This is a genomic window from Belliella aquatica, assembly GCF_014637795.1.
Classification (GTDB): domain Bacteria; phylum Bacteroidota; class Bacteroidia; order Cytophagales; family Cyclobacteriaceae; genus Belliella; species Belliella aquatica.
This window is the reverse complement of sequence record NZ_BMFD01000009.1, coordinates 13,591-32,513: the sequence shown is the minus strand read 5'-3', so window position 1 is coordinate 32,513 and position 18,923 is coordinate 13,591. Positions and strand designations below refer to the sequence as shown.

At 36.9% G+C, this 18,923-nt stretch carries 15 protein-coding genes; 10 read left to right on the top strand and 5 right to left on the bottom strand.

From position 1 onward, the window contains the following. Positions 1-96 precede the first annotated feature (96 nt). From holA to trmB, 9 genes are all read left to right on the top strand, one after another. On the top strand, positions 97-1,119 hold the full coding sequence (gene holA, locus IEV57_RS12885) for a DNA polymerase III subunit delta (RefSeq protein ID WP_188443452.1): 1,023 nt from the start codon (positions 97-99) through the stop codon (positions 1,117-1,119). A 17-nt stretch (positions 1,120-1,136) separates the two neighbouring features. Next, entirely contained in the window at positions 1,137-4,124 is a 2,988-nt protein-coding gene (locus IEV57_RS12880) for a tetratricopeptide repeat protein (RefSeq protein WP_188443451.1), read from the top strand. A 25-nt stretch (positions 4,125-4,149) separates the two neighbouring features. Next, on the top strand, positions 4,150-5,817 hold the full coding sequence (locus IEV57_RS12875; RefSeq protein ID WP_188443450.1) for a TonB-dependent receptor: 1,668 nt from the start codon (positions 4,150-4,152) through the stop codon (positions 5,815-5,817). Between the two features lie 82 nt (positions 5,818-5,899). Continuing rightward, positions 5,900-6,751 carry a hypothetical protein gene (locus tag IEV57_RS12870; RefSeq protein ID WP_188443449.1) on the top strand — a complete coding sequence of 284 codons (852 nt, stop codon included), beginning with the start codon at positions 5,900-5,902 and terminating at the stop codon, positions 6,749-6,751. A gap of 1 nt (position 6,752) precedes the next feature. Continuing rightward, positions 6,753-7,445 (top strand): MotA/TolQ/ExbB proton channel family protein, encoded by a 693-nt coding sequence (locus tag IEV57_RS12865; RefSeq protein WP_041779401.1) that lies wholly within the window; start codon positions 6,753-6,755, stop codon positions 7,443-7,445. A 2-nt stretch (positions 7,446-7,447) separates the two neighbouring features. Beyond that, positions 7,448-7,840 carry an ExbD/TolR family protein gene (locus IEV57_RS12860; protein WP_188443448.1) on the top strand — a complete coding sequence of 131 codons (393 nt, stop codon included), beginning with the start codon at positions 7,448-7,450 and terminating at the stop codon, positions 7,838-7,840. A 2-nt stretch (positions 7,841-7,842) separates the two neighbouring features. Further along, positions 7,843-8,799: an energy transducer TonB gene (locus IEV57_RS12855; RefSeq protein ID WP_188443447.1), complete on the top strand. Its 957-nt coding sequence runs from the start codon at positions 7,843-7,845 to the stop codon at positions 8,797-8,799. An 8-nt stretch (positions 8,800-8,807) separates the two neighbouring features. Next, positions 8,808-10,091 (top strand): bifunctional folylpolyglutamate synthase/dihydrofolate synthase, encoded by a 1,284-nt coding sequence (locus tag IEV57_RS12850; RefSeq protein ID WP_188443446.1) that lies wholly within the window; start codon positions 8,808-8,810, stop codon positions 10,089-10,091. Between the two features lie 2 nt (positions 10,092-10,093). Next, positions 10,094-10,756, top strand: a complete 663-nt coding sequence (trmB, locus tag IEV57_RS12845) for a tRNA (guanosine(46)-N7)-methyltransferase TrmB (protein WP_188443445.1) — start codon at positions 10,094-10,096, stop codon at positions 10,754-10,756. Positions 10,757-10,842: 86 nt separating this feature from the next. Here the strand turns inward: trmB and IEV57_RS12840 are convergent, their stop codons facing one another. The 5 genes from IEV57_RS12840 to IEV57_RS12820 form a co-directional block, all read right to left on the bottom strand. Continuing rightward, entirely contained in the window at positions 10,843-13,254 is a 2,412-nt protein-coding gene (locus IEV57_RS12840; protein WP_229744447.1) for a hybrid sensor histidine kinase/response regulator, read from the bottom strand. Positions 13,255-13,310: 56 nt separating this feature from the next. Beyond that, the gene (locus IEV57_RS12835) at positions 13,311-14,189 is read right to left on the bottom strand and encodes a 3-hydroxyacyl-CoA dehydrogenase (RefSeq protein ID WP_188443444.1); all 879 of its coding nucleotides are present in this window, start codon (positions 14,187-14,189) and stop codon (positions 13,311-13,313) included. A 3-nt stretch (positions 14,190-14,192) separates the two neighbouring features. Beyond that, positions 14,193-15,221, bottom strand: a complete 1,029-nt coding sequence (locus IEV57_RS12830; protein WP_188443443.1) for a phosphotransferase family protein — start codon at positions 15,219-15,221, stop codon at positions 14,193-14,195. 106 nt (positions 15,222-15,327) lie between these two features. After that, the gene (locus tag IEV57_RS12825) at positions 15,328-16,533 is read right to left on the bottom strand and encodes an acyl-CoA dehydrogenase family protein (protein WP_188443442.1); all 1,206 of its coding nucleotides are present in this window, start codon (positions 16,531-16,533) and stop codon (positions 15,328-15,330) included. 28 nt (positions 16,534-16,561) lie between these two features. Next, a complete protein-coding gene (locus IEV57_RS12820; RefSeq protein ID WP_188443441.1) occupies positions 16,562-17,329 on the bottom strand; it encodes an SDR family NAD(P)-dependent oxidoreductase in 768 nt (255 codons plus the stop codon). A 171-nt stretch (positions 17,330-17,500) separates the two neighbouring features. On the opposite strand from IEV57_RS12820, the gene IEV57_RS12815 reads away from it, so the two are divergent. Next, entirely contained in the window at positions 17,501-18,469 is a 969-nt protein-coding gene (locus IEV57_RS12815) for a zinc-dependent alcohol dehydrogenase family protein (RefSeq protein ID WP_188443440.1), read from the top strand. Positions 18,470-18,923: the final 454 nt, after the last annotated feature.

Here is an 18,923-nt window from a genome sequence, read left to right as displayed (position 1 = left end):
TAAGGCCTATAAAGTTTAGAATAAATTAAGTTTTGACTTAATATTGGACTTTTTAAAAGGTTAAATATTTCTATCTTTGAATTGAAAATTTCAACTATGCCAAGTAAACCAGAAGACGTAATCAAAGACCTCAAGGCAGGCAAATATGCACCCATCTATTTTTTGCAAGGCGAAGAACCACATTTTATTGATGTCATCAGTGATTTTATTGAAAAAAACGCTATTGCGGAGCATGAAAAAGGTTTTAACCAAACCATTATGTACGGAAAAGATGCTCCAATGACTGCCATATTGGGAAATGCGAGACGATTTCCGATGATGGCAGATCGACAAGTGGTGATTGTCAAAGAAGCTCAAAATATATGGGGTATCGGTCGTGAAGAGATAGATACTTTACTGATCAATTATATTCAAAATCCACTTCCAAGTACGATTTTGGTTTTTGCTTTTAAGTACAAAAACCTAGATGGTAGAAAAGCACTTGCCAAAGAACTTGATAAAAAAGCCATTCTCGTAAAATCAGACAAAATCCCTGAATATAAACTTGCTCCATGGATTGAAGGATATATTCAGTCACAAGGGCATAAAATAGATAACCGAACAGCTGTTTTGCTTGCCGAGAGTATTGGAAATAATCTTGAAGTGATGACCAATGAAATTGGCAAAATGTTGATCAATTTTACAGAATCTACCCAAATCACAGCAGATCATATTCATAAGTATATTGGAATCAACAAGGATTACAATAATTTTGAATTGACCAAAGCAATCGGAGTCAAGGATGTATTGAAAGCCAATAAAATCATCCATTACTTTTTGCAAAATCCGAAAGCAAACCCATTGATCCCAACGATCATAGTGATATATAATTATTTCAGCAAATTGGCGTTGTATCATGACCTTAAAGGTGCTACCGATGCAGATTTGGCGAGAAAATTAGCGGTTAATCCCTTCTTTATCAAAGAATATCACATAGCAGCTAAAAATTACAATTTGGGCAAGGTTATTGAAGCTTTTGCTTTCATAAAAGAGGCTGATTTACGTTCAAAAGGCGTAAATATCAGTAAAATGGATGAATCCTTGATCCTTAAAGAATTGATTTTCAAAATCATGCATTAATTAGCGTTTTGACTTATATGAAGAAAATTCTCGTGTTATTTTGGATGGTTCTATCCATTCAGCTGTCTTTTGCTCAATCGAGCTTATACCAAAGAAGTTCACAAAAAATTTTAAATGATAATTTCGAACTTTTCGACAAGCAACTTTTTAGTGCTTCCAAGTACGAGTTTGAAGATCTTAAAACCGCTGATCTTTCTAAAAATGATGAAGTCTTTGTTGATTTTCATCATGCGATATCAGCATTGAAAATAGATAATCCCGCTGCCTCTGACTTGGTTTATGATTTTATTAGAAACCACCCCAATCACCCAAAAGTTAATGAAGCTGCTCACATTTTGGGTAACTTTTTTTTTGATAGAAGAAATTATAGAGAAGCGATACCTGCTTTTCAAAGAGTAGATACCAATAAGATTTGGCCAGAGCAACGCGCTGAAGTACTTTTTAAAATGGGCTACGCTCAATTTCAATTAGAAGATTATGCAAATGCCTTGATCAATTTCAATTTGGTCAAAAGAGAGCGATCTGCTTATACACCTGATGCGAATTATTATGCGGGTTTTATCCATATGGAAAACAGACGTTATGATCAAGCTATTGCAGATTTCAAAGAAGCAGATAAGTCAAATTTTTATGCCAATAAAGTTCCGTATATGCTTTCAGGGGTTTATTACAGACAAGGACTTTATGATGAACTGATCGCCTATGCAGAACCAGTTTTGGCAAATAGAAGAAATTTAGATAGAAAAGAAGAAATCCATTTGTATTTGGCAGAGGCTTATTTTGACAAGAGAGATTTTCAAAAAGCTGCTAATCAGTATGATGAATTTGTCAATACAAGAAAAGGGACTTTAGAAAGGCCTCAAATTTATAAAGCAGGTATTGCTCAGTACGAAATTCAAAACTACCAAAGAGCAACTGATTATTTTAAAGTTTCCGCCGGCGAAAATGATAAAATAGGTCAAGTATCAAGCTATTATCTTGGTCATTCATATTTGAAATTAAACAATCCGCAATTCGCTTCCACAAGCTTCAATGCAGCTTACAAAAGTGATGCAGATCCTGAAATCAAAGAAGAAGCCCTATTCAATTATGCCAAAGTCAATTTGGAAAGGGGTAGCTTCCAAGATGCAGTGACTGGGTTAGACACCTATTTGGAAAATTATCCAAGAGGTCAATATGCGCGAGAAGCAGAAGACTTATTGGCTGATGCTTTGATTAATACAAGCAATTATCTGAGAGCAATCGAGCAAATTGAGAAAATGCCGAAAAAGTCTGATCGGATCAATGCTGCCTATCAAAAGGTTTCTTTCTATCAAGGAATTGTATATTACAGAGACAAGAAAAATGATTTGGCAACTCAATATTTCGATAAAGCAATCAGTACACCGATTGATAAAGACTTGGTCAATCAGGCACATTTTTGGAAAGGTGAAAATTATGCCGCAAGAGAGAATTTACCTGATGCCATCAAATCTTACGAAAGATTACAAGCTCTTAGGCCACGTGCAAATGATCCCTTCCTAATCAAATCACACTATGGCTTAGGATACGCTTATTTCAATTCCCAACAGTATGTCAAAGCAGAAGGACAATTTAAATCCTACGTTGACAAGATGCAAAGAGCGGAGGATAAGGAAAATTATGATGATGCAGTTATCCGTTTGGGGGATACATATTATGTTCAAAAGAAATTTTCAGATGCTCTTAGTGTTTTCCAGCGAGCGGTTAGAGAAGGAAGCGCTTATACAGACTACGCTCACTTTAGATCAGGGGTAATTCATAATTTCCAAAGTAATAACTCACAAGCAATTGATCAATTGAATCGAGTGATTGATAATTTTCCGTCTAGTCTATATTTAGAAGATGCGATTTTTCAAAAAGCGCAAATCAATATGGAAATGACCCAATACAGTGATGCTAAAAATGGATTTACTAGATTGATTTCGAGCAGACCGAATAGTCAATTTATTCCATTTGCCTTGGAAGGAAGAGCTATTGCAAGTTATTCACTTCAGCAATATGACGAAACTATCAATGACTATAAAAAGATTTTAGAAAGTCACCCAAACTCTTCCAATGCTGAATCTGCTCTGATTGGTCTTCAGGAGGCATTGGCTTTGGAGAATAGGACCGGGGAATTTTCGACTTACTTATCACGGTACAGAAATGCTAATCCTGACAATCAAAGTTTACAAAATGTAGAGTTTGAAGCAGCAAAAAATCTTTTCTTTTCAAATTCGCATCAGCAGGCCATCAAAGCTTTTCAGGATTATTTGAAAAACTATCCTCAATCTGCCAATAAAGCTGAGGTAACTTATTTTATTGGAGATTCTTATTCTAAGCTTGGAAATCAAGCAGAAGCGCTTAATTATTTCTACCAGATAGATGCCTTGAGGGACTCTCCGCAGAGATTGAGGGCTGTTCAGAGAATTGCTGCCATAGAAGTAGAAAATAAGAATTATGCGAAGGCCATGCTCTATTTAAGAGAATCTGTGAAAGGGGCGAGAAACAAATTAGAAGAGTACGAAGCTTTCAAAGGCTTGATGGATTCCCATTACTACACTAATAAATTTGATTCTGCGATCTTTTATGCAGACAAGGTGATTAACTTGGGCAATGTGATGGCAGATGCTATTCCTTCATCTATGTTGCTAAAGGCGAAAGCCAATTTCCAAATCGGAAAGGTGAATGAAGCAGAAGATGCTCTGATTACACTAATTAATGAATATAAAACTGTGCATGGGGCCGAGGGCTTATATTTATTGGCAGAGAGTTATAATAAAAAGGGAAATTACGCACAATCGAATGATGCCATTTTTGATTTCTCAGGACCATTCTCAGCACATGCCTATTGGTATGGAAGATGTTTCATTTTGCTATCTGATAATTATCTTGCTCTTGGTGAAACCTTCCAAGCAAAGGCTACACTAGAGTCAGTGGTAGAACAAGCACAGGATGCAGAAATCAAAAAAATGGCACAAGCTAAATTAGCTCAAATTAAATAATCAATCCCTGATTTATATTTAGACAATGATAAATAAACAATTGATTTTCAGATATATATTTATTCTAATTTGCACTGGGCTAACTTTTGATTCCTTTGCTCAGCAAAGGGGAGAGGTACAAGACCAAGAGTTCGTAATTAGGAAAGATAGGGTACTCACATTACCGATACAGCCTAGAAATTTCGAAAGAATTCCAGTTCTTCCAACACCAAAAAGCACAGCAAATTTCAACTATTTGGTAAAGCCATTTTTCTTCGCACTGCCACCTTTAGAGATTGCGCCAGAAGCTTCACAAAAACAGTTTCCTAGAAATAGAGAGGAGTTGTTTCCTGGATTTGTAAGATTGGGTTTTGGAAATTACACATCACCTATAGTTGAGGCGAGATATAATTTGTGGGAAGAAGGAGATTATAATATTGGTGCAAAAGTAAAGCACGAGGGTTTTTATACTGGACCGGTTGGAGCTGAAAACTCAGCCGAAACACATACACTTGTAGGACTTGATGGAACACTTTTTAAGGATTATTTTCAGCTTTATGGTCATGTGGATTACAGCAGAGACATGTACAATTTCTATGGCTATGATCCTGAAAACATCCTCTTAGAAGATTATGTCACCTCTCAGAATATTTTCAACACCTTCAAACTTAGAGGAGGAATCTCCAATCTAGAAAAGATGTCTGACCTCAATTATGATGCAAACCTGAATGTGAGATTGTTTGGGGATAGCTTTATGGCAGTGGAAAACGAACTAGGAATCAATGGGGAAGTTGATTTTTGGTTTAATGAAAAGCTCAGAGCAGCAGTCGACGCAAAACTATCTTTAACTACCCCGTCTGACGAGTTTTATCGAGATATAAATCGGAATTATTTTAGATTGAACCCATTTGTAGAATACAGAAAGGAAGGACTAGGAGTCAAAGCGGGTGCAAACATCATCTTTGAAAATGATATTACCACCAATAAAAAGTCTGATTTTCATGTTTATCCTGATATTCAAGCGAGCTATATGTTGGATGATGCATTTGGGATTTATGCAGGTTTCGAAGGAGATGTATTGAGAAAAACCTATTATGATTTTGTGATGGAAAATCAGTTTTTAGGTCCGAGTGACCAATTATTGAATACTATTCAAAATTTTGTGGCTAAAGTTGGGTTGAAAGGAACGGTTAATGGAGAGTTGACCTATGAAGCTGGAGTGAATGTTGGCAAATTTGCGAATATGCATTTCTTCAATACATCACCAACAGACAGCTTGAAATTCAATCTTGCTTATGATTCGGATACTAGGTTGATAAACTATGTTGCAAAAGTTGGATGGGAGTATCAGGATTGGTACAAGTTAAACGCTTCAATAAATTATTATCAATATACTTTAAATGAGCTTGCAGCTGCATTTCACAGACCTGAATGGGAGTTGAATTTAGGGAACACTTTTAAGCCTATGGAAAAGTTGTTGATTCATGCAAATTTGAATGCGATGGGAGGAATTGTATCATTCAATCGTGGCCTTGATACAACTGAGGTTTTGCCCACGATCTTGGATTTACATTTGAAAATAGATTATAAAATAACCGATCAATTTTCTGTTTTTGCAGTAGGAAATAACCTTTTGAATCAATCTAATCAAAGGTTTCTAAACTACCCGGTAAGAGGAATTCAGGGGATTGGTGGATTAACTTTCAAATTTTAATGAAAATCAACCGTCTAACCCACGTACAATTTGCGAATTGCTGCAATTGTCTTAGTTTCGTAGGCTGATTCAGAATAAAAATATGGCAGATAGGAAAAACAGTAATAACAACGACTTTCAAGAAGACCAAGAGTATGGTTTTCCTTTTGTAGAGGTAGTTCCTTTGGCACTCAATTCGGAGTCATTGACAGAAGAATTTCCAAAAGAAGAATTAGAAGAATTGGAGTCGTCAGCTAAAATAGCTGAGGATGAAATTATAAATCCTACTGATGATGTCAAGCCAGAAGTTGTAGTTGAAATTGAACCTGCTGTCGTTGAAATTCCTAAACCAGAAAGTGTTGAAATTAAGCCTATTGAAATCAAAAAAACTGAGAGAACTTTTCAAAGCACTACAGCAAAGAAAAAGTCAAATGGTCCGCTGATCATGATACTTACTTTGTTAATACTTGTCGTGTTGGGAGCTATGGCTTACTTTTTATACTATTTGCCAGAAGTTGAAAATGGTCCACAAACAGCAAATGTTGAAATCAAAGAAGATGATTCGGATTCTCAGAATGAATCAGCAATTTCAACCAATGAAGAACCTTTAGCTGATGCGGAAGAAATGGGAGAGGAAATTGATGTAGAAGTGATTCCAGAAGTTCAACAACCCATTGTTGCTCAGTCTACCCCAGAATTGACTTTGATACAAAGCAGAGAATCAAATCCTCGCTATTTTGTTGTCGTTGCAAGTGTGACTTCTGAGAGGTTGGCAAGGAGTGAGGCAGAGAAATTTATGGGAATGGATAAAAATACTTGGATCATTTTCCCTTATGGGGATATCAGAAACTACCGAATTGCCGTTGGTAAGTTTGACAATATAGAGACGGCCACCGAAGCATGGGAAACTGCAAAAGGTGAATTTGGAGACGCTATTTGGATTTTGAAATATTAATATGATTCTACTACAAACCCTTTCTACCGACAATACAATGGCGGTCGACAGCCTAGCAATTATGGATGCTGGAAATGGAGACATTGGTCTTCTCGATTTATTGATCAAAGGCGGATATATGATGATTCCTCTGTATGCCTTGTTCGTATTGGCAATATTCATTTTTGTAGAGCGAATTATTACGCTTCGCAAAGCAGAAAAATCACCCAAGCATTTGATGGATCAAATCAAAATATTGGTACAAGGTGGTCAGGTAGATAAAGCAAGGATCTTATGTCAGGGAGAAACTACTCCTGTTGCCAATATGATTGCGAAAGGATTGGAGAGAATAGGGAGTCCTTTGAAAAATATAGAAGTTGCCATAGAGAACGTAGGTAAAATCGAGATTTACAAGCTTGAGAAAAACCTCAACCTGCTTGCTACCGTATCAGGTGCAGCGCCAATGATTGGATTCTTAGGAACTGTTGCTGGCATGATTCGTGCATTTATTGGCGTAGCCCAAGAAGAGGGAATGGTTTCTCCAAAACTCCTTTCAACAGGAATCTATGAAGCCATGATTACTACTGCCGCTGGCTTAGTAGTTGGGATTATCGCTTATTTGGGATACAATTACCTCGTGTCACAAGTATCGAAATTGGTTCACAATATGGAATATACTTCGATTGAGTTTATGGATATTTTACAAGAGAAATAAAGATGGCATTACAATCCAAACATAAAGTCGAGTCCTCATTTAGTATGTCATCAATGACAGATATTATATTTCTTTTATTGATCTTTTTCATGTTGACTTCTTCTTTTATCACCCCTTCAGGATTACCAGTTAACTTACCTTCTAGTGAGGCATCTGACATTGTGATGCAGGAAGTAACTGTTACTATTACAAAAGATCTTAGATTTTCTGTAAACGATAGAATTGTTGACAGAGAAGCTGTAAAAGGAGAACTGACGACATTATTGAAAGAAAAGAAAGGTCAAGTCGTTCTCCACATAGATAAAGAAGTTCCCGTAGAATACTTAGTAGAAATCGGAGGTATTGCAGCAGGCTTGGAGGCAAATGTTTCCATAGCAACTAAACCCTATAAATAGAAATGGAAATTTGGCAATCAAATAATGAAGAAGCAGAGAATAAGCGCAAAGCTTGGATCATTACCATCGTTGTAAACGTTCTGGTATTGCTTTTCATTTATTTTATGGTTGTTTGGAAACAACCTATTCCTCCTTTGCCACAATATGGTCTGGAATTGAATTTGGGTTTTTCTGACTTTGGAAGTGGAAATACACAAACTCTTTCTGCACCAAATGACATCCAATCAGAAGTAACAACTCCCGCAGCTCCTGGAGAGGTTTCATCAAAACCAACTGAGGCTGCTACTCCTGCTTCAACACCAGCAGCACAAGCAAGACCAACTTCTACACCAACAAAATCTAGTTTGGAGGCAGTATCCAAAACCCCAAGTATCATAAAAGGTGCTGAAAAGACTACGCCTGTCGTTAAAGAAGTAGTCCCAGAGAAAAGGGCAACTACACCGGTTACACAACCTGCGAAAGCTGAGGCAGAGAAAACCACACCGAAAGCAGCAGAGCAACCCAAAGTAGATCAACGTGCCTTAATGGGTGCAGGAGGAACTACAGGAACAGGAACTCAAGCTGCTAAAGGAAGTGCTCAAGGGTCATCAACACAAAAAGGAGACGAAGGCAAACCCACTGGGACTGTCGATGGAAGATCTTTGATGGGTTCAGGAACAGGCGCCGGAGTGGCCGGTCCTGGTGCAGGATATAATTTGGATTTGGCTGGATGGGATTTTGCTTCCAAGCCTAATATTCGAGATAATGTTTCTACCCGAAATGGGAGAATAGTTTTTAAAATCACAGTAAATGATTCTGGTAAGATTGTCCAAGCGATTCCGTTGGAATATAATGTATCCAATGAAGTGCTGGCTTACTACAGAACTGTAGTCAATCAAGTTTCCTTCAAACGCCAAAGTGGAAACCCTACTGCAGATTATTCTTCTGGAAAAATAACTTTTATCATCAAAGTAGATTAATTTACACGATGAATTATGAACAAACATTGGACTACATGTTCAATGCACTCCCCATGTTTCAGAGAGTTGGTGCATCTGCCTTCAAAAAGGATCTGAGTAATACAATTGCACTTTGTAAACAACTTGGGAATCCTGAAAACCAATTTAAAAGTATTCATGTAGCAGGAACAAATGGGAAAGGAAGTACTTCCCATGCAATTTGTTCTGTTTTGATGGAAGCTGGTTATAAGGTTGGGCTTTACACTTCTCCACACCTCAAATCATTTACAGAAAGAATCAAAATCAATGGGGAAGAAATCCCTCAGAACGAAGTGGTTGATTTTGTGGTGAATCAGAAGGACTTTCTAGATGAACTCAAGCCCAGTTTTTTTGAAATGACTGTTGGTCTTGCTTTCTGGTATTTTGCCAAAGAAAAAGTCGATATCGCAGTGATTGAAGTAGGAATGGGAGGGAGATTTGATAGTACAAATGTGATTATACCTGAGCTTTCGGTCATTACCAATATTGGTTACGACCACATGCAATTTCTAGGTGACACACTCCCAAAAATCGCAGGAGAAAAGGCCGGAATCATCAAGGAGAATATTCCTGTAGTGATCAGTCAAAGGCAAGAGGAAACCTCGTCTATTTTCGAAGAAATAGCAAAGGAAAAGAATGCTCCTATTTATTATGCTGAGGAACTTTTCGCAGTTCTAAAAATTGAAAATTCACTTGCTGGAGTTTTTCAAATTAATACCAATTCAGAGCAGTTTTCTATCGAACTCGATTTGAAAGGGAATTATCAGCAGAAGAATTTAGCTGGAATATTACAAGCTCTTAAGGTTCTTCAAAGCTTAGGATACCAAATTACTCAAAATCATATCGAGAAAGGTCTATTTCAAGTTATAAAAAATACGGGCTTAAAGGGCAGATGGCAACAATTGGGAAGTAATCCGATGATGATTTGTGATACTGGACACAATGAAGACGGAATAAAGTATATCCTTGATCAGATCCATGAATATGTTTACAATCAGCTTTTTATCGTTATTGGAATGGTCAATGACAAGGATGTATCCAAAGTTTTGTCTATGCTTCCAAAAGATGCCTATTACTTTTTTGTACAAGCTAATATCCCAAGAGCGATGACAGCTAATGACCTGTATTCCAAAGGGAATGAAGCAGGATTAAAAGGAGAAGTGGTTGAAGATGTGAATCTAGCAATAACCGAAGCTAAGAAAAAGGCAACAAAAGATGATTTAATATTTATCGGAGGGAGTACCTTTGTAGTCGCCGAAATTAATGAATTGTAAAAATGGGTAGGAATAAGCTACAGAGATTTAAAGAAAATGAAGAAAATAGAAATGTCGTTCAGGATGGTAAAGACATTTTTAAGAATATAAAGGGTAACTGGAATCAACTTCAGTTTGAAAATGAAAAGCCTTTGGTAGTAGAGTTGGCTTGTGGAAGAGGCGAGTTTACTGTTGGATTGGCAAGAGAATATCCTGAGCAAAATTTCATTGGTGTAGACATCAAAGGCTCAAGAATTTGGAAAGGGAGTAAAATCGCTCTTGCTGAAGGTTTGGAAAATGTGGCTTTTTTGAGAACTCAAATTCAGTTATTAGAAGATTTCTTCTCGCATGGAGAGATTTCTGAATTGTGGATTACCTTCCCTGATCCGTTTCCGAGAGATGGGGATGAAAAAAGAAGACTCACCAGTCCGAGATATTTGGATATGTACAAGCCAATGATCAAATCGGGAGGTATTGTCAATTTCAAGACGGATAATACTGGACTATTTGAGTATACTTTGGAAGTTATTTCTGAGCGAGAAGATTGTGAGATTTTGGCCTTTACGCATGATTTTTATCAATCTGAATTCAAAGATGACCATCATGGTATAAAAACTAGGTACGAGGGAATTTTCAGCGAAAAGGGAGAAAAAATTAAATATTTAAAATTTAAGTTTAATGATTGATCAAAAATATATCTAGAATAAAAGAACAAAAGGCATTGGAAAAACTCCAATGCCTTTTGTTCTTTTATATGAATCTGAAACTTTCCCTACAAGACTTCTGATAAATCAACTGTTTGCAGATAGAAGCACTTCATCACTTTTCCATATAATTCATCTGAATCAACGGGTTTGGTCATGTAATCATCCATACCAATACTTTTCACTTTATTCTTTGCCTTGTCTGTCGCATCTGCGGTTACTGCTATGATTGGAATATTTTCATATTGCTTTCCGCAAACGCCGTTTCTGATTGCTTCAGTTGCTTCATAACCATCCATTTCAGGCATTTGCAGATCCATTAAGATCAAATCAAATTGTTTTACATTCAATTTATCCAAAGCTTCCAAACCATGGTTAGCAATGTCAAATGTGGTATTTTTCCATTTTCTAAGGATGGATTTCATCACCATTTGATTTACAGGATTGTCTTCTACGATCAAGATGTTTTTTCCATTAAGGTCATAAACGCCCTTTTCATGTGTTGGTGATTGTATTTCTTTTGTGTTTTTTTCTGGAAGGTTCAAGGTCAAACTAACATCAACAGTAGTTCCCTCACCATGCTCACTTTGAATAGTAACTTTTCCGTTATGCAATTCCACTAAAGCTTTTACTATACACAATCCCAATCCAAAACCACCAAATTTTCTTTTATCATCAATTTGTTCTTGGATGAAAGATTCAAAAATTCGATCTAATTTTTCTTTCCTTATTCCCAGACCAGTATCTGAAATTTTGATCTTAAGATCGAGTACATTGTTAGGCAACATTTCTGTTTTGATACTTAGCTTTACATCACCCGAATTCGTGAATTTGATGGCATTATTCAACAGGTTTAGGATTATTTGTCTCAACCTTGACCGATCTCCTAAAGCGAATTTTGGAAGTTGATTGATCTCTTCATAGACAAAATTCAGGTTTTTATCTTTAGCTTGATTTTCTGTTAATGACCTCAGTTCTTTGATCATTTTAATTAAGTCAAACTGCCTTTCTTCCAGCTTAAGCTCTTTTTTCTCAATTTTAGAATAATCTAAAATATCATCGATGGCAGACAAAAGGCCTAAAGAAGAATACTGAATTACCTCCAAATCACTTTTGGTTTTTTCGTCTGTTGTTGATTCCTGAATGGATTTTGATAGACCAATTACAGCATTCAATGGCGTTCTAAGTTCGTGACTGATGTTAGATAAGAAGAATGATTTTATCTCGTTGGATTCTTGTGATTGCGCCAAAGCAATACCTTGCATTTTTTCTTTTTCAGACTTCAGAATCCTAATTCTGTTTGCCATAGAGAGGGATAGGAAAATGATTTCTAAACCTGTTCCCAATTTGGAAGAGTTTTCTGTGAGAAATGAATTTGGTATCACACCAAAATTATTCAACAAAAAGAAAATAAATCCTCCAAAGAATGAAAGAATACCGAGTGTGAAGAAGATATCCTGCGCAGCATTTTTAAAATGTGAAGTGGTAGCAGTGATTACAATGAGGAAAAGTAAAAATATACCCAATACATTTACCAGTGGGTAATATAAATGCTGTCCAGCATGGATAAAGCAAATTGCAGCAATTAAAGTCAAAACAGCAAGATGAAGTCCATTATATATTTTATGAAGTATAGGACTGAAAGTCTTAACTTTCATATAAATCTGTGTATATCTACCAAAAGCTAGGGTTGAGAATGCGGCTGCAATAAGTACTGCATTATTTGAAAACCAACCTCCATTTGGAGTAATGTATTGGAAGAAATATCCATCTAGTGATAAATGCAAGAAAGCTATGGAGAATACATAGGCGAAATAAAGGATAAAACTTCTTTCTCTTATTCCAAAATAGAAGAACAAATAAATAGCTCCTGCGAGCAATAATATTCCATAAAAAACACCGTAAATCAGTTGATCTCGGTAGGAGCTTAGTATTAAAGATGATGCACTGTGAATGTCTAGAGGAAGATTGATGACTTCACCGTCACTTTGATATTGAACATAAAAATCCTGAGTAGTATTTGCTTCCAGTTCAATAGGGAAAATAATCTTTCTATGGCTTGTTGGTCTTTCATCAAAAGGAATCAAATCACCACTGACTTGAGAAAGAATATTACCATTTGCAATGACTTGATGCAATTCTACAATATCAGTAATCGGTCTTCCAGTCTCAAAATACAGACTAATCGGTCTTTCAGATGTATTAGTCAGAGAAAACTTTAGCCAATAATTATCTTTAGTGAATCCTAAATTAGTATTTGCACCTTCAATTGAGTTAAAAGCTAGCTCTTCTTCTACCTTTACAAATTCTTCTATACTGTAAAATGTAGAACCAACATTTGTGATTTTTGCATGCTCAAATACTGAAATTGGCTGAATGAAATTTTCTCCTGAAAGTAGCTTTTGTGCTTGAGATTGAAATACATCTCCAATCATGATAATAATCACGATGAATATGAAATTACGTACTTTATTTCCCATAACCGTAAATCAAATTAATAACTTGGCTAAATACGTAAATAAAACGCACTTTAGATTTACTTTAGAAAAGTAATTTCTCTATATCGGGGGTTAGGATATTTATAAAAGCCCTCTCCAGCCTTCTCACCCAATTTTCCTGCTGCTATATATTTTTCTAAAAGTTGTGCAAAAGCTTGAGAAGCTCTATCTGGCATCTTGTGCGTGACATGCCAAGCCGTGTCTAACCCAATGCTGTCTAAGATTCCAAAAGGACCCATGGGCATGTGGAAATTCACCATCCAAGATTTGTCAATATCTTCTATGCTTGCTACTTCGCCAGTAAGCAATTTACCCGCAGCACCAATAAACGCCATCAACATGGAATTGAAAATATAACCATGATTTTCTTTTCTGACGATGACAGGAACTTGCTTCAAAGATTTTCCTAAAGTTTCCAAAATTGAAATAATTTCAGCATCGGTATTTGGATGAGGCATGATGTCCACAATTTTGCTGTAAAAAACATCGTGAAAATGAAATGCACAAAATCTTTCAGGCCTGCCCGAAATATCAGCAAACATCGAAGGTAATAGAAATGATGTATTGGTTGTGAAAATCGTTTTTTCAGGGGCTAACTCACCAAATTGCTTCCAGACTTTCTCTTTCACATCAATTTCTTCGATGACGCTTTCATTGATGAGGTCAGCATCTTCTACGGCAATCTTGGGATCAAGTGTAAAATGGATTTTGTTAAGTGCTTGATTACCTTCATCAGCTTTTAATTCAGAGGTTTTTTCTAGCTGGTACAGAATTTTCTTCATCACTTTTAGAGAACTGTCAAGAGCTTCTTGCTTGATATCATAAACAGTCACTTGATAACCTGAAAGTGCCGCTTGTAAAGCAACTCTACTACCTAAAGTTCCTGCTCCGAGAATACATATTTTTTCAATTTTCATAGCTTATATTTTTCCTGTTTCTATACTATTCTTGGCTGTTTTACCACAAGCTTTCACAACATGTATTAATCCTGCAAATCTCGGATCAGGTGCAAATCCTTGCATATGTCTTTGGTAGATTTGCTGAGCGATGACACCCACTTTGAAAACGCCAAAAACATAGTAGAAAAGCATATTGGACATATCTAAACCGGATTTTTTTCCATAATAATTGATGACTTCTGATCTTGTCATATTTCCATCTGGATGGGTGAGGTTGAACATTTTGAGGATTTCTGCATCTTCTTTTTCTGCCCAATAAGCCAAACTAGTCCCCAAATCCATCAAAGGATCTCCGACAGTGGCCATTTCCCAATCTAAAATAGCCTTGATCTCTGGGTTTGATTCGTCTCTTAAGACAATGTTGTCATACTTGAAGTCATTGTTTAGAAAGCTTACTGCTTTGCTTGTTGGACAATTACTTTTGAGCCATTCGATGGCGAATTCCATCGCTGGAATTTCATCTGTTTTAGCTTTCAAATACCTTTCCGACCAACCACTGACTTGTCTTTCTACATAACCATCGGGTTTGCCAAGATTCAACAAACCTGAATCTTTCAATTCCAATTGATGCAATTCAAGCATGGCATCGATGGTGTTTTTGGATAAATCTTGAAAAAAGCGCGAACTTAGGTTTATTCCTTCGGGAATCTGATTTCTTAAAATCAATCCATCAACTTTTTCCATGATGAAAAATGGAGAGCCGATAACAGCTTCATCCTCACAGGATAAAATTGGCTTTGGGATTTTCTTATATCCAGCTTTCTGGAGTGCCTCGAGAACTTTAAACTCCCGAATCATATCATGGGCCTTACTGATTTTTTTTCCTAGCGGTGGTCTTCTCAGGATAAACTCTTTATCTTCAGCTTTGATCAGATAGGTGAGGTTTGAATATCCACCCTTGAACTGGGAAATGCTGATATTCTCGGTGTTGATAGCAAGTTTGTCCTCTAAAAATGGAGCAATTTTTATTTTTAGGTCTTCTAATGTCATATTTTTCCTCTGGTAATATTGAACTTTCACTAAACTTTAGTTAACCAGTCAACCATTAACTTAATTAACCTATGATTCCAGATAATTAGGCTTTAATTTCTAAATCTTAAACTTGGTAAGATTTGATGATTTTTCTTGCCAACACAGATTTATGCACTTCATCAGGACCATCATAAATCCGCGCTCCACGTTCGTGTCGATACCAAAATGACAACATTGTATCGTCTGTGATTCCCAAAGCACCATGAACTTGAATGGCCCTATCAATCACGTTCATCAACACCTTAGAAACATAAAATTTGATCGTGGAAATATCTTCTTTGGCAGCTTTTGCTCCATGATGCTGAATTTTAAAAGCCGTGTCCAAGACCATCAATCTTGAGGCTTTGATTTCGGCATAACTTTCTGCAATCCAATTTTGGATCGTCTGTTGGGAGGCAAGAGGTCTTCCGGGATCTAATTCACGTTCAATCGCTCTTCGGCACATCATCTCCATGGCTCTTTCACAAATCCCAATCCAACGCATACAATGATGAATCCGTCCAGGCCCTAATCTCTCTTGTGCCAGAGCGAATCCAGCGCCTTCTCTTCCGATCAAATTGGTCACAGGCACTTTACAATCTGTAAACTTCACTTCGCCATGCGAAATGTAATCTTCTCCAGCATCACCCATGATTGGAATATTTCTCAGCAATTGATAACCCGGATTATCCAGGGGAACCAAAATCATACTGGCTTTTTGATATGGGTTTTCATTTTCAGGATCAGTGACAGCCATCACGATCGTGAATGATGCCCCATCTGCTGAGGAAGTGAACCACTTATGACCATTGATGATATAGTGATCACCCTCTTTTACTGCTCTTGTAGATAAATGAACAGGATTACTGCCTGCATGCTGAGGTTCAGTCATGGCGAAGCAACTTCTGATTTTACCTTCTTGCAAAGGTTTGAGATATTTGTTTTTGAGTTCTTCGCTAGCGAATTGATGCATCAATTCCATATTACCGATGTCAGGTGCTTGGCAATTGAAAATGTAATGTCCTAGTGGACTTCTTCCAAGAAGCTCAGAAATGTATGCAAACTCAAACAAATCTAAGCCCAATCCACCTTCAGAAGTTGACAAATGAGGAGCGAATAGGCCTTCTTTTTTTGCCAAGTTTCTTAATTCATTCAGCTTGGGCAAAAAGGCTTTGAATGATCCATAGATCACTTCCAACTCGATTGGGAAGATATGTTCTTTTAAAAAATGTTCGTATCGTTGAAGTAGCTCGGCTACTTTTGGTGAAGCTTCAAAAACTGAAGTTTGCATAAGTGTATATTTTGGGTTTGTTGTTTTATTATATCGTAAATCCACCGTCAGCTGTCAATACAGCGCCAGTTGTGTAGGATGCACTGCTACTGGCTAAAAATAAAGCCATCATACCGATTTCCTCTGGTTCCCCAACTCGTTTGATTGGAAGCATTTTCATCATGCTCGTCATGATTTTTTCATTGCTCCATAGTGCTTCAGAGAATTTGGTTTTAATCAATCCTGGGCAGATGACATTGACTCGGATTTTGTAATCACCCCATTCTTTAGCAAAAACTTTAGACATAGAAATTAAAGCCGCTTTGCTTACAGAATAAATTCCCAAACCAACCTCTGGAGATATTCCGCCAACGGAACTGATGTTAATCACTGAAGCATTTGAAGAATTTCTTAGATATGGGAGGCATAATTTCATCAACTCAAAAGGTGCTTTCAAGTTGACATTCATGATTTTATCAAAAGCATCAGAACTTGTTTCGTGAACAGGTCCAAAAACAGGATTGGCAGCGGCATTATTGACGAGAATATCAATAGTTCCGTATTTAGCTACTGTTTTTTCCACTAGATTATGGAGTTCTTCAAGCTTTCCAACGTTGCACGCTACACCAGTCACTTCGTATCCTTTGTTCTGGAGAGCTGATGCTAACTCGTCCAAATCATCTTGTTTTCTACTTGAGATTACGACTTTTGCGCCAGCAGCGGCAAAAACTTCCGCAATGCTGTATCCAATTCCTTTACTTGCTCCAGTAATTAAAGCAACTTTATTTTCCAATGAAAAGACATTTGAGAGATCCATAGTAATTGCTGATTTATGGTTTTGATGATTTTATATTTCTAAAAACTAAGTCTCTTCAAGTTAATTAAATCCATTTTATAATCTAAGCATATTTTAAAAAATGTTATGCATACCGAGTATTTTTTGTAAATTGTAATTAAGATTTTCGAAAAAAATTAAAAAAGACAATAGATGAAACAAGTAGTATTTCACACCACGGGCTTTCCAGAAGAAGTTTTAAAATTAGAAGAAGCAGAAATGCCAAAGGCTGGTCCTAAGGAAGTTTTGATTAAAGTTACCGCAAGAAATATCAATCCTTCAGACATCATGTTTGTGAGAGGAATGTATGGAATCACCCCAAAACTACCTAGTTCAGCTGGTTTTGAAGCTGCCGGAATCGTAGAGGAGGAAGACGAAGCTGGTACTTTCAAAAAGGGTACAAAAGTAATATTTACTGCAATTGGTACATGGAAAGAATACGTAACCGTGCCAGCGCATTTATTGATTCCGGTTCCAAATGGAATGTCTGATGAAGTCGCTTGTCAAGCTTTCGTCAATCCTCTGACAGCTTACGGGATGATAGAAGCGAGTGGTTTGAAATCCGGAGATTGGTTACTTATCACAGCTGGAGCCTCTGCTTTCGGGAAATTGGCGATTCAAATGGCCAGCCAAAAAGGAATCAAAGTAGCATGTACTGTTCGCAGAGATGATCAAAAAGTCTTGTTACAAGAATTGGGTGCTGATGTAGTGATCAATACCGAGAATGAAAAATTACCAAAGGTTATCGCCGAACATACAGGTGAAGGAGCACATGTTGTCTTCGATGCAGTAGGAGGGGTGCTTGGCGCAAGAGCATTGTCTTGCCTGAGAACAAATGGAAAAATGTTTGTTTTCGGCTTATTAAGCCTTGAAAATATCCCATTGAATTCTGGGTTGTTAATTTTTAAGAATTTGAAAGTTGAAGGATTTTGGTTGTCAACATGGATGGAAAGTTTGACTGCTGAATCCAGACAGATGGCCTTCAAAACGATTTTTACACATTTACTTTCAGAAAAGGTAAAAGTAGATATTGAAGCGACCTATCCTTTGGAGGAATTTCAGGAAGCACTAAAGGCCTATGAAAAAGCGGGGAGGAACGGGAAGATCATTTTGGTTAGTTAGGAGTTGATTGGGGGAATTGTGATTAGGAGAGTAGTGATTGGGGGATTAGTTATTAGTAAATTGAGAATTGATATATTTATTAAAGTTGCAAGGGAGCGGAGCTCTCAAATCTTCGTAGAAAAATGTGGATATTGAAAGGTTTTCAGGGGCGTAGCCCTGTAATCTAGAAGGTGTTTGATCAAATCAAACTTGTTTGGAATTAGATGGATTCTTGAGATGTCAGGGCTACGCCCCTCTAGAGACATTGTCTTGATTTTTTTATGAAGATATCAGGGCTAAAGCCCCTGTGGAAAAAAAATACCTTTGACCTCATATTACGAAGTTGCCAGTGTTAAAACCTTATTCTTCTAAATTTTGATTTGATTATTTTTCTCGGGAGCGGAGCTCTCAAATCTTCTTAGAAAAATGTGGCAATAGTAGTGTTTCAGTGGCGTAGCCCTGTAATATAAAATGC

Coding starts and splice junctions, on each gene's coding strand:
- IEV57_RS12870 (WP_188443449.1), top strand. CDS start 5,900: ATGGCAGATAGGAAAAACAGTAATAACAACGACTTTCAAGAAGACCAA.
- IEV57_RS12840 (WP_229744447.1), bottom strand. CDS start 13,254: ATGGGAAATAAAGTACGTAATTTCATATTCATCGTGATTATTATCATG.
- trmB (WP_188443445.1), top strand. CDS start 10,094: ATGGGTAGGAATAAGCTACAGAGATTTAAAGAAAATGAAGAAAATAGA.
- IEV57_RS12860 (WP_188443448.1), top strand. CDS start 7,448: ATGGCATTACAATCCAAACATAAAGTCGAGTCCTCATTTAGTATGTCA.
- IEV57_RS12835 (WP_188443444.1), bottom strand. CDS start 14,189: ATGAAAATTGAAAAAATATGTATTCTCGGAGCAGGAACTTTAGGTAGT.
- holA (WP_188443452.1), top strand. CDS start 97: ATGCCAAGTAAACCAGAAGACGTAATCAAAGACCTCAAGGCAGGCAAA.
- IEV57_RS12880 (WP_188443451.1), top strand. CDS start 1,137: ATGAAGAAAATTCTCGTGTTATTTTGGATGGTTCTATCCATTCAGCTG.
- IEV57_RS12850 (WP_188443446.1), top strand. CDS start 8,808: ATGAATTATGAACAAACATTGGACTACATGTTCAATGCACTCCCCATG.
- IEV57_RS12875 (WP_188443450.1), top strand. CDS start 4,150: ATGATAAATAAACAATTGATTTTCAGATATATATTTATTCTAATTTGC.
- IEV57_RS12830 (WP_188443443.1), bottom strand. CDS start 15,221: ATGACATTAGAAGACCTAAAAATAAAAATTGCTCCATTTTTAGAGGAC.
- IEV57_RS12865 (WP_041779401.1), top strand. CDS start 6,753: ATGATTCTACTACAAACCCTTTCTACCGACAATACAATGGCGGTCGAC.
- IEV57_RS12815 (WP_188443440.1), top strand. CDS start 17,501: ATGAAACAAGTAGTATTTCACACCACGGGCTTTCCAGAAGAAGTTTTA.
- IEV57_RS12855 (WP_188443447.1), top strand. CDS start 7,843: ATGGAAATTTGGCAATCAAATAATGAAGAAGCAGAGAATAAGCGCAAA.
- IEV57_RS12820 (WP_188443441.1), bottom strand. CDS start 17,329: ATGGATCTCTCAAATGTCTTTTCATTGGAAAATAAAGTTGCTTTAATT.
- IEV57_RS12825 (WP_188443442.1), bottom strand. CDS start 16,533: ATGCAAACTTCAGTTTTTGAAGCTTCACCAAAAGTAGCCGAGCTACTT.